Genomic DNA, 11,434 nt, shown 5'->3' on the forward strand with positions numbered 1-11,434 from the left:
TACCCCACCGGTCCGGCCCTCCTGCGCGCGCTCACCGACGGCCGGGTGCCCCGGGCGGTCTGGTCGGCGCTGCCCGGCGAGGACTGGGCCGCCCGCTACGCCGACGCCGTCGCCGCCACCGTCGCCGGAGGCCGGGGCGCCGTGGTCGTGGTGCCGGACGCCCGCGACCTCGACCGGCTGGACGCCGCGCTCACCGCCGTGCTCGGCCCCGGGCGGCACGTCACCCTCTCCGCCGCGCTCGGTCCGGCCCGGCGCTACCGTGCGTTCCTCGCCGCCCGGCGGGGGGAGGCGCCGGTGGTGATCGGCACCCGGGCGGCGATGTTCGCCCCGGTGGACCGGCTCGGCCTGGTCGCTATCTGGGACGACGGCGACGACCTGCACGCCGAGCCCCGGGCCCCCTACCCGCACGCCCGGGACGTGCTGCTGACCCGCGCCCGGCTCGCCGAGGCGGAGGCGGCCGCCGGCGTCGCCCGGGCCAGCGCCAAGGAGGCCCGCTCGGTCGACGACGCCCGCCTCTGGCTGCTGCTGGAGACCATCGGCCAGGCCGCCGTCGGGCTGCGCCGGGAGCTGGCGCTCGACCCGGTGGACAAGCTCCCCGCCGATTTCGTCGCCGACGCGTTCGCCGACCAGGCGGGCACCACGCCGACCGGCCCCGCCGCGCGGGCGCGGGACACCGACGACCCGGCCCGGCTGGACCAGCTGCTCGCCCTGCCCCGGGCGCACCTGGTGGTCGACGGCTACAACGTCACCAAGCGCGGCTTCGGCGAGATGTCACTGGAGCAGCAACGCAAGCGGCTCATCACCGGGCTGGGCGGGATCGCCGCGCAGACCGGCGACGAGGTCACGGTCGTCTTCGACGGCGCCGAACGGATGCACGGGCTGCCACCCGCGCCGCGCGGCGTACGGGTGCTCTTCTCCCGCAAGGGGGAGACCGCCGACGAGCTGATCCGGCGGCTGGTCCGAGCCGAACCGGCGGGCCGCCCGGTGGTCGTGGTCTCGTCCGACCGCGAGGTCGCCGACGGGGTACGCCGGCACGGCGCCTACCCGTTGGGAGCCGACTCGCTGCTGCGGCGCCTCGCCCGCTCCTGAGCACAGTGGAGTGCTGGCCCGGGCGCGACAGTGCCGGCGGGTCGGGATACCCCGATATCGCTGATCTGGAGGGGATCTCGCCCTCAAATGGCCGGTCGAGGCGGTTGTCCGGGTTTTGTCGTACCCGTTGGCTAGCGTCGATGTGACCGACGGTGCCCGGCTGGCGACGACAGTGCGCCGACCGCGCGCCGACGAGCCGATCAGGAGGCGTGATGCTCATCGACTGCGACGGGTGCGCGAAGAGGCAGGGCGACGGCTGCTCCGGCTGCCTGGTGGCCGCCCTTCTCGACGAGGCGTCCCCGGCTGCCGGCCTGGATGCCGCCGAGGTCCGAGCGATCGAGGTGTTCGCCCGGGCCGGTTTCGACGTGGACGTGCTGGCCGCGCCCGCACGTCCCGGCGCGGCGCGCCGCCGCGCGTCCCGCCGGGTCGCCTGAGCGCGGCACCACGTCCGAGGCGGGCTTTCGCGGGCCATAGGATGGGCGGTCACGGCGGGAGGAGCGGCCAGATGAGCGGGGTACGACGCGATGCCCGGCGGCCGGTGACGACGATGGTGGGTCTCCGGTGACGCCGCGTGGCTGGGCGCTGCTGACCCTGGCCGGGTTGACCGTCGCGCTGGTGGTGACCGCCGTGCTGCTCATCCCGTGGCACCGGCCGCCGGCGCCCCGGGCCGACCAGCTCGCCGCGCTGCGCGACCTGCCCGCCGAGCAGGTGGCCCGAGGGCGGGAGTTCCGCGCCGCGCTGCGTCCCGGCGGTTACGCGGCGCTGGCCGTCGGGCTGCTGGTCGCTCTCGCGCTCGGGCTGACCCCGCTGGGCAGCCGCCTGATCGAGCTGGTGGGGCGGCCTTTCGGCGGGCACTGGGCCGCGCAGGCCGTGCTCGGCGGGTTGGCCGTGGTGCTCGTCGCCGACCTGCTCACCCTTCCGTTCTCCGCCTGGCGACAGAGCGTCCTCACCCGCTACGGCCTGAGCACCAACGGCTGGAGCGGCTGGGCGGTCGACCTGCTCAAGTCGTACGCGGTGAGCGCGGTGATCGGCGCGGTGGCGCTGTTCGGCTTCTACGCGGTCATCCGGCTCGCCCCGCGCTGGTGGTGGGCGTTCGGCGCGGCGGGCGCGGCCGTGCTGGTGGTCCTGCTGTCGTTCGTCCTTCCGGTGCTGGTGGAGCCGGTGTTCAACCGGTTCACCCCGATGGAGCAGGGTGCGCTGCGCACCGAGCTGATGAGCATGGCCGCCCGGGACGGGGTGCCGGTGCGCGACGTGCTCGTCGCCGACGCGTCCCGACGCACCAGGGCGGTCAACGCGTACGTCTCCGGTCTCGGGCCGACCCGGCGGGTGGTGGTCTACGACACGCTGCTGCGCGAGGCCACGCCGGCCGAGGTGACCGCCGTGGTGGCGCACGAGCTGGGGCACGCGAAGGACCGGGACGTCGCCGCCGGCACACTGACCGGGGCTCTGGGGGCAGCCGCCGCGGTGGTGGCGCTCTACCTGCTCGGGTCGTGGGGGCCGCTGCTGCGGCTTGCCGGCGTCGACTCGGTCGCCCACCCACGCGCGTTCCCGCTGCTGGTCGCCCTGGTCACGGTGGCCGGGCTGGTCGCCGCGCCGGTGCAGGCGCTGATGTCCCGCCGGGTGGAGGCGCGGGCCGACGCGCACGCGCTCGCGCTCACCGGCGACCCGGACTCCTTCGAGTCGATGCAGCGCCGGCTCGGTTCGGTCAACCTCGGTGACCCCGACCCGCCGCGCTGGGAATACCTCTACTCGGCCACGCATCCGTCCACCGTGGAGCGGATGGCCGCCGCCCGCGCGTACGCCCGGGAGGCCGGTCGATGAGCCGCACTCTGCTGATCACCAACGACTTCCCGCCCCGCCCCGGTGGCATCCAGTCCTTCGTGCACAACCTCGCGGTGCGTCAGCCGGCCGGCTCGGTGGTCGTGTACGCGTCGAGCTGGCGCGGGGCGGCGAAGTTCGACGCCGACCAGCCGTTCGAGGTGATCCGGGAACGCACCCGGGTGCTGCTGCCCACCCCGCTGATCGCCCGCCGGGCGGCCCGGTTGGCCCGCGCGTACGACTGCGACACCGTGTGGTTCGGCGCGGCGGCGCCGCTGGGGCTGCTCGCCGCCGGCCTGCGCCGGCGGGCCGGGGTACGCCGGGTGGTGGCGCAGACCCACGGCCACGAGGTCGGCTGGGCGGCGCTGCCCGCCGCACGGCCGGCGCTGCGCCGGATCGGTCGGGGCGTCGACGTCACGACCTACCTCGGTGAGTACACGCGCACCCGGTTGGCCCGGGTGCTGGACGGGTTGACCGAGCTGCGCCGGCTCGCGCCCGGGGTGGACGTGGACACCTACCACCCGACCGTCGACGGTGAGCCCGTCCGGGCCCGGCTGGGTCTGACGGACCGGCCGGTGGTGGTCTGCGTGTCCCGGCTGGTGCCGCGCAAGGGTCAGGACATGCTGATCCGGGCACTGCCGGAGATCCGCCGCCGGGTGCCCGACGCGGCGTTGCTGATCGTCGGCGGCGGGCCGTACCGGGCGACCCTGGAGAAGCTGGCCCGGCAGGCCGGTGTGGAACGCGACGTGGTCTTCACCGGCTCGGTGCCGGCGGCCGAGCTGCCGGCGCACTACGCGGCCGGTGACGTCTACGCGATGCCCTGCCGCACCCGCAACCGGGGGCTGGACGTGGAGGGGCTGGGCATCGTCTACCTGGAAGCGTCCGCGACCGGCCTGCCGGTCGTCGCCGGTGACTCCGGCGGCGCCCCGGACGCGGTCCGCGAGGGGGAGACCGGCTTCGTGGTACGCGGCCGGGACGTCGCCCAGCTCGCCGACCGGGTGGCCCGACTGCTCGCCGACCGGGACCTGGCCCGCCAACTGGGCGCGGCCGGCCGGGCCTGGGTGGAGCAGGAGTGGCGCTGGGAGGCGCAGGCGCAGCGGATGGCCGCCCTACTCGCCGGCTGACCCGGCACCCGCGGGGCGGACGGAGGGTCGGCCCGGTGAGCGGGTCTCCGCCGACTCAGGCGGGGGTCGACCGGGGCGTGGTGTGGCACGTCGTCTGCTCCCGCTCTCGTCGCCGGCACGGCGGCAGACGGCGGGGAAGCCGCTTCCGGCGCCGTGCCGCTGCGGGCGTGATACCTCCGAGTCATAAAGATGCCTGTGAGGTATCGAGGTCGGCACCGACCGCGCGACCACGGCGGGACGCGCCCGGCCAGCACAAGGTGGCAGCGACGCGTCAGCGCATGCGGGCCAGGATCCGGTCGGCGGGGGCCGGCCGGCCGAAGTGCCAGCCCTGGGCGGCGTCACAGCCGATCGCCCGCAGCCGCTCGGCCTGCCCGGCGGTCTCCACCCCCTCGGCGGTCACCGTCAGGTCGAGCGCGTGCGCCAGCGAGACCAGGGAGGCGAGGATCCGCTCATCGGTGCGTCCGACCGACGGCGACCGCAGCCCGGCCACGAACTCTCCCGCCACCTTCAGCTCGGTCACCGGCAGGTCCCGGAGGTACGCCAGGTTGCTGTAACCGGTGCCGAAGTCGTCGATGGCGATCCGCACGCCGAGGTCGGCCAGCACCCGCAGGGCGCGCACCGGCTCCTTGGCGGTGCTCATCATCGTGCTCTCGGTGATCTCCAGCTGGAGCCGTTGCGGCGGCAGCCCGGTCTGTCGCAGCAGGGCGCGCACCTCCTGCACCAGCCCGGGGCGGTGCACCTGGCGGACCGCGAGGTTGACGCTCACGAACGGCGCCTCCGCGCCGCCGGCCGACCAGGCCTCCGCCTCCCGGCACGCCTCGGCCAGCACCCAACCGCCCAGCTGCACGATGAGGCCGGTCTCCTCGGCGAGCCCGATGAAGCTGTCCGGGCGCAGCACCCCCAGTTCGGGATGGCGCCAGCGGACCAGCGCCTCCACACCGATCAGCCGGCCGTCGTGCAGGGAGGTCAGCGGCTGGTAGTCGAGGTAGAACTCGCCCCGTTCCAAGGCGGCCGGGATCGCGGCGGAGAGCGCGTACCGGGCCAGCTCGCGCCGGTTGCGCTCGGCGTCGTAGAGCGCCCAGCGCGCCCCGCCGGCCGATTTCGCCCAGTGCAGGGTGCTGTCGGCCGCCCGCATCAGGTCACTGGGATCGGCGCCGGCCACCTGCCGCTCGACGATGCCGATGCTCGCCGTCACCTGGAGTTCGTGCCCGTCGACCAGCGCCGGTGTCCGGACCGCGGCCAGTGCGGCCTCGGCCACGCCCACCATGTCGTCGGTGCCGCCCGTGCGTTCCACCAGGATGACGAACTCGTCCCCGCCGAGCCGGGCCACCAGGTGCTCACCCATGCTCTGGCACAGCCGCTCGGCCACGGTGTTCAACAGCCGGTCGCCGGCCTGGTGGCCCAGCGTGTCGTTGACGACCTTGAACCGGTCCAGGTCGAGGAAACAGACCCCGATCCGCTGTGCGCCCCGGCCCGGCTCGTTGAGGGCGGCGGTGAGGCGCTCGGTGAACAGCGTCCGGTTGGGCAGGCCGGTGAGCGGGTCGTGGGTGGCCTGGTGGCGGAACCGCGCCTCGCTGGCCCGCAACGCCCGTTCGGCATGCGTCCGGGCCATCATGGCGGCGCGGCGGATCGACTCCTGCTCGTCGAGCGTCCGGTCCCGCAGCGCGCGGGCGTAGCCGGTCGCGACGGCGGCCAGCAACCGCGCCATCCGGTCCTCGACGTCCTCCGCCACCAACCCGAGGTCACGTACCAGCCGGAGCTGGATGACCTCGACGGTACGGCCCAGCCCCTCCGCGGAGGCGATGTGCGCGGCGACCAGTTCGGCGCCCACGCGGTGCCCGGCCCGCAGGTCGAACGGCTCGGCGAGCAGCGCCCCAGCGAGCTGCCCGCTGAGCCGTTGCAGCAGGGACTCGAGTTGGGCCTGTGTCATCGGCAGGTAGCTGGTGCCGGAGACCGCCTTGGCCCAGGCCTTGGCGAAGGTGCCCGGGCAGGAGATCGCCCCGGGCGACTCAGCCACCGAGGCGCCCGACGCCGCCCATGAAGACCGCGCGCTCGGCGTCCTCCGCGCTCTCCGGAGTGTCCGGCCGCCACTGCGGCACCCATACGACGCCGGGGTCGAGAATCTCGAACCCGTCGAAGAGCGCGGTCAGCTCGGCCCGGTTGCGCACCCACAGCGGGTTGTCGGTACGCCGGTAGACGCGCTCCGCCTCGGCCCGCTCGTCCTGGCTGCGCCCCTCGTCGCTGGCCTGCGACAGCACCAGGTAGCTGCCGGGCGCCAGCGCGTCGCGCAGGGTCCGCAGCAGCTCCGCCGGGCGGTCGTCGTCGGAGACGAAGTGCAGTACGGCCACGATCATCACGGCCACCGGCTGGTCCAGGTCGAGCAGCTTGCGGACGTCCGGATGGGTCAGGATCTTCTCGGGGCGCCGCAGGTCCTCCTGGACGACCACCGTGCGGTCGTTGCCGGCCAGGATCTCCCGGCTGTGCGCCACCGCCACCGGGTCGACGTCCACGTAGACGATCCGTGACCGTGGGTCGATCCGCTGGGCGATCTCGTGCACGTTGCCGACCGTGGGGATGCCCGAGCCGATGTCCAGGAACTGCCGGATCCCCGCGTCGGCGAGGTGGTGCACCGCCCGCCGCAGGAACGCCCGGTTGGCCTGGGCCATCAGCGGCGCCTCGGGCACCGCGGCCACCATCGCCTGCGCGGCGGCCCGGTCGGCGGCGAAGTTGTGCGAGCCGCCGAGGTAGTAGTCGTACATCCGCGCGACGCTCGGGCGCTCGATGTCGATGGTGTCGGGTGCCCAGTCCGGCCGCTGCATGCGTTCACCCCTCGAGTCCGCACGAGCGTCGTCGCCCGCGCGGGTATTGTGCCCCCGACGGGCCCGCCAGACCATAGCGGGCCGTCAGGTTCCCGCCGACCTCGGTCGATACGCGCGAAGGTCCGCGCTGGCCGGAGCCGGCGCGGACCTTCGGTCGCGCGGTGCCGCTCGAGGAGCGGCGCAGGTCAGAACTTCGGGGCGTCCGGCGCCTCGAGCAGACCGAGCCGGAGCGCGGTCATCAGCGCCTGCGCCCGGTTGGCCGCACCGAGCTTCTCGTACAGCTTCGAGATGTGCGTCTTCGCCGTGGACTCGCTGACGAACAGCTGCTTGGCGATGCCCGCCACGCTCATCCCGTCGGCGAGCAGCCGCAGCACCTGACCCTCGCGGGGGGAGAGCTGCGGACCGGACGGGGCGAGCCGGCGCTTCATCGCCTCGGCCAGGTCGGCCGCGGTGAACGCGCTGGGGGAGGAGGCGGCGTGCCGCGCGGCGGCCACCACCTCGTCAGCCGGGGCGGTCTTCGGCACGAAGGCGCTCGCGCCGGCCTCCAGGGCACCGAAGAGCTGGTCGTCGCCGGCATACATGGTCAGCACCACGATGCCCATCGACGCGCTGGACTTGCGCAGCGCGCGGGTCGCCTCCAGACCGCTGCCGTCGGGCAGCCGGAGATCCATGATCACCACGTCCGGCTGCAGAGCGCCAGCCTGGCGTACCCCCTCTGCCGCCGTGGCGGCCTCACCGACGACCTCGAACTGACGGTCGCGCTCGAAGGCGTGCCGCAGGCCCTTGCGAATCAGGTCATGATCGTCGACAAGGAGGACCTTGGTGCGGGTGGCCGGTGTCGGACTTGTGGTCATCCTCGGGTTACTCCCCTTCTGGTGCTGCGCTACCGCGCACGTTATCGCGCCGGGACGAGGTGCCGAGAACCACCGCCACGGTCGTGCCGCTCGGTTGCCGGGGCCTGATCTCCAACCGGCCCCGGATACGTTCCGCCCTCTCGGCCATGATCGCAAGACCGTACCGCCCGTCGGGGCGCTGGTCAGCCATCCCCTGACCGTCATCCGACACTTCAATCTGCGCGTACGGGGGGTCCACCTCGCACGTGACCCAGAGATTCGAGGCCCCGGCGTGCTTGCGCGCGTTGGTCACCGCCTCCTGGGCGATGCGCAGCAACTCGGCCTCGGTGGCCGCCGGCAGCCGCGCGGTCGACTCGTCCAGCGACAGGTGCACCCGCAGCCCGCCGGAGGCGCCGACGGTGCGCGCGTACTCGGCGATCGCCGCGGCCAGCCCGCCCTGCCGGTCCACCTCGCTGCGCAGCTCGAACAGGCTCAGCCGCAGCTCAGTGATCACCCGGGTCACCTCGCCGCGCAGCGTCCGCAGCGCCTCGGCGGTCTCGTCGGCGTCGTCGAAGACGGTGGCCAGGGCGTTGTCGATGCCGTAGCCGACCATCACCAGCTCCTGCGCCACCCCGTCGTGGATCTCCCGGGCCAGCCGCTGCCGCTCCTCGTTGGTGGCCAGCGAGCGGACCTCGTCGAAGAGCAGGGCCGCCTCCAGCCGCAGCGCGGCCGGCCGGGTCAGCCCGGTCACCCGGGACACCACCGGCGGCGGGTACGCGTGTGCGGCGTCGGCCTCCAGCACCACCAGCCCCACCGTGCGCACCCCGGCGACCAGCGGAACGATCAGCGCGGAGACGTCGCCGCCGCGGTGCGTGCGGGACTGCGACCGGGCGGCGGTCTGCGCCTGCTGGCTGGCCCAGGCGTCGGCGATCGCCGAGTCCGCGTCCAGCGTCGTCTCCCAGTCCACCCGGTCCACCCCGGCCTGGGCGAGCACCACGAGCCGACCCCCGCCGCTGGCGGACAGCACCGCGCCCCGGTCCGCCCGGGCCACCGTGCGCAGCTCCTCCAGCAGGTGCTCGGAGATGCCGCCCGGGTCCAGGGTCGCCCCGGGCAGTTGCCGGGCCACCGTGCGGAGCTGGGTCAGCAGCCGGGTCGCCTCGGCGTACGGCTGGGGCTTGCCCTCACCGCGTACCGCCATCACCCGGTGCAGGGTGCTGGCCGCGTACAGCCCCAACGCGGCCAGGATCAGCCACTGCGCGCACACCGCGAGGTAGCCGAGCTGGCCGATCTGCCGCTCACCGCCGACCTCGGTCAGCGCGCCGCTGACCAGCAGCGTGGCGGCGGTGACCGCGAGCAGCGCCGCGCCCTCGGAGAAGTGGCGGCGCAGCGCGGTGACGGTCACCGGGACCGCCAGATAGGGGAGCATCGCCGACGCGCCGAGCCCGTCGACGGTGCCGCCGATCGACGCGACCTCGGCCACCTGGCTCGCGGCCAACCCCAGCACGACCACCTCGGCCACCCGGCTCAGCGGCCCGATCAGGCGGTGCTGGGGGGCCAGCAGCGAGGGCAGGCCGGCGACGGCGAGCAGCGCGATCCACCAGAGCTGGGTGACGTCGCGGGTGGCGAAGAGGGTCAGGACGGCGACCAGCGCCAGCATCACCAGGCGGGCGGCCGCGGCGAGTGGATGCGGGTGTGGTGCGGCGGATGTGGATGCGGGCACGTGACGGATGGTAGTCAGCCCCGGTAGATATCGGCGATCTCCGCCGCGTACGTCTTGTGGACAACCTGACGCTTGACCTTGAGCGACGGGGTCAGCTCGCCGGTGGCCTCGGTGAAGTCGCGGGGCAGGACCCGGAACACCTTGATCGCCTCGGCCTTGGAGACGGCGTGGTTCGCGGTGTCGATCGCGGACTGGATCTCCGCTCGCAGGCCCTCGTGCTCGCGCAGCTCCTCGACCCGGGTGCCGGCGGGCAGCCCGGCCGACTCCAGCCAGGCGGGCAACGCCTCCTCGTCGACGGTGACCAGCGCCGCGATGAACGGCTGCCGGTCGCCGACCACGACGCACTGGCTGATCAACGGGTGGGCCCGGACCTGGTCCTCCAGCACGGCCGGCGCGACGTTCTTGCCGCCGGCGGTCACGATCAGCTCCTTCTTCCGGCCGGTGATGCTGAGGTAGCCGTCGGTGTCGAGCTGGCCGAGGTCACCGGTGCGGAACCAGCCGTCGGCGCTGAGCGCCTCGGCGGTCGCGGCCTCGTTGTGCCAGTAGCCCTGGAAGACCAGGTCGCCGGAGATCAGGATCTCGCCGTCGTCGTCGATCCGCACGGTGACGCCGGGCAGTGGGCGGCCGACCGTGCCGATCCGGGTGCCGGTGGGCAGGTTGGCCGCGGCGGCGGGCGAGGTCTCGGTCAGCCCGTACCCCTCCAGGATCGTCACGCCGATGCCGCGGAAGAAGTGACCGAGCCGGGCGCCGAGCGGCGCGCCGCCGGAGATGGCGTCCCGGCACCGGCCGCCGAGCGCGGCGCGCAGCTTGCGGTAGACCAGCCGGTCGAAGACCGCGTGCTGGGCGCGCAGGGCGATGCCGGGCCCGCGCGAGGTCTCCAGCGCCTCGCTGTACGCGACGGCGACCTGCTCGGCGCGGGCGAAGATGCCGCCCTTGCCGTCGGCCTCGGCCTTCTGCTTGGCCGCGTTGTAGACCTTCTCGAACACCCGGGGTACGGAGAGCACGAAGGTCGGCCGGAACTCCTGCAGCTCGCCGACCAGGTTCTTGGTGTCGGCGCAGTGCGCCATGGTGGCCCGGGCGTGCACCACGCCGATCTGGATGAGCCGGGCGAAGGCGTGCGCCAGCGGCAGGAAGAGCAGGGTGGCCGCGCCGGCGTGGAACAGGTTCGGCAGCACCGGCACCGCGTTGGCGATGTCGGCGTACATGTTGCGGTGGGTGAGCACGCAGCCCTTCGGCCGGCCGATGGTGCCGCTGGTGTAGATGATCGTGGCCAGGTCGTCGGCCCGGACGGCCTTGCGGCGCTGTTCCACCTCGGCCACCTCGACCGTGGCGCCGGTCGTGACGAGCTCGTCGACCCCGCCGAGGTCGATCTGCCAGACGTGGTCCAGCTCGGGCAGCCGGTCCCGGACGTCGGCGACGAGGCTGGCGTGCGCGTCGGTCTCCACCACGACGGCCACCGCGCCGGAGTCGGCCAGGATCCAGGCGGCCTGCTCGGCGCTGGAGGTCTCGTAGATCGGCACGGTGACCGCGCCGGCCGTCCAGATGGCGTAGTCCAGCAGCGTCCACTCGTAGCGGGTGCGGCTCATCAGCGCGACCCGGGCACCCGGCTCGACGCCGGCCGCGACGAGCCCCCGGGCCACCGCGACGACCTCGTCACGGAACTGCCGGCAGGTCACCTCGGCCCAGGTGGTGCCGGCGCCGTCGGCGGCCGGGGTGCGGCGGGCGAACTGCACGGCGTCCGGCGCGGCCTCGGCGTTGTCCCACACCGGATCGGTGAGGTTGGCCGCGTCGCCAACGGTGACGATCGGCGGAACGGAGAACTCGCGCACCTGCACTCCTTCGTGCTCGCACTGGCCGGGCCGGCCGCCACGACGGGCGTCGGCTCTGTCGAAACCTACCCGGCGGCCGGGTCGGGTGGGATAAGCAGGATGGTCGGTCGGGCATCGTGGTGGTTGGCCCACGACGCCGGCGGAGGTGCCGAGCCCCGCCGCCCGCGCGGCCGGGGGCGGCGCGGCCGGGGGCGGCGCGGCG

At 74.4% G+C, this 11,434-nt stretch carries 9 protein-coding genes; 4 read left to right on the forward strand and 5 right to left on the reverse strand.

Annotated elements, in window-relative coordinates:
* From DKT68_RS31915 to DKT68_RS13130, 4 genes are all read left to right on the forward strand, one after another.
* On the forward strand, window positions 1-1,089 hold a 1,089-nt coding region (locus tag DKT68_RS31915; RefSeq protein ID WP_236646866.1), incomplete at its 5' end, for an NYN domain-containing protein.
* Between the two features lie 212 nt (window positions 1,090-1,301).
* Entirely contained in the window at window positions 1,302-1,523 is a 222-nt protein-coding gene (locus tag DKT68_RS13120) for a hypothetical protein (protein WP_109817699.1), read from the forward strand.
* A gap of 127 nt (window positions 1,524-1,650) precedes the next feature.
* Window positions 1,651-2,910 (forward strand): M48 family metalloprotease, encoded by a 1,260-nt coding sequence (locus DKT68_RS13125; protein WP_109817700.1) that lies wholly within the window; start codon window positions 1,651-1,653, stop codon window positions 2,908-2,910.
* Complete coding sequence (locus tag DKT68_RS13130) at window positions 2,907-4,031, forward strand: glycosyltransferase family 4 protein (protein ID WP_109817701.1); 1,125 nt, start codon at window positions 2,907-2,909, stop codon at window positions 4,029-4,031. Before DKT68_RS13125 ends, DKT68_RS13130 begins: the two co-directional genes overlap by 4 nt.
* Before the next feature lie 271 nt (window positions 4,032-4,302).
* Here DKT68_RS13130 and DKT68_RS13135 read toward each other — a convergent pair whose 3' ends face one another.
* The 5 genes from DKT68_RS13135 to DKT68_RS13155 form a co-directional block, all read right to left on the reverse strand.
* The gene (locus tag DKT68_RS13135) at window positions 4,303-5,961 is read right to left on the reverse strand and encodes a putative bifunctional diguanylate cyclase/phosphodiesterase (RefSeq protein ID WP_236646867.1); all 1,659 of its coding nucleotides are present in this window, start codon (window positions 5,959-5,961) and stop codon (window positions 4,303-4,305) included.
* Between the two features lie 79 nt (window positions 5,962-6,040).
* Window positions 6,041-6,850 carry an SAM-dependent methyltransferase gene (locus DKT68_RS13140; protein WP_109817702.1) on the reverse strand — a complete coding sequence of 270 codons (810 nt, stop codon included), beginning with the start codon at window positions 6,848-6,850 and terminating at the stop codon, window positions 6,041-6,043.
* 185 nt (window positions 6,851-7,035) lie between these two features.
* A complete protein-coding gene (locus DKT68_RS13145) occupies window positions 7,036-7,704 on the reverse strand; it encodes a response regulator transcription factor (RefSeq protein ID WP_007072219.1) in 669 nt (222 codons plus the stop codon).
* Window positions 7,705-7,711: 7 nt separating this feature from the next.
* On the reverse strand, window positions 7,712-9,403 hold the full coding sequence (locus DKT68_RS13150; protein WP_109817703.1) for a sensor histidine kinase: 1,692 nt from the start codon (window positions 9,401-9,403) through the stop codon (window positions 7,712-7,714).
* Between the two features lie 14 nt (window positions 9,404-9,417).
* Window positions 9,418-11,232 (reverse strand): AMP-dependent synthetase/ligase, encoded by a 1,815-nt coding sequence (locus tag DKT68_RS13155; RefSeq protein ID WP_109817705.1) that lies wholly within the window; start codon window positions 11,230-11,232, stop codon window positions 9,418-9,420.
* Window positions 11,233-11,434: the final 202 nt, after the last annotated feature.

Source organism: Micromonospora acroterricola, assembly GCF_003172955.1.
Taxonomy (GTDB): Bacteria; Actinomycetota; Actinomycetes; order Mycobacteriales; family Micromonosporaceae; genus Micromonospora; species Micromonospora acroterricola.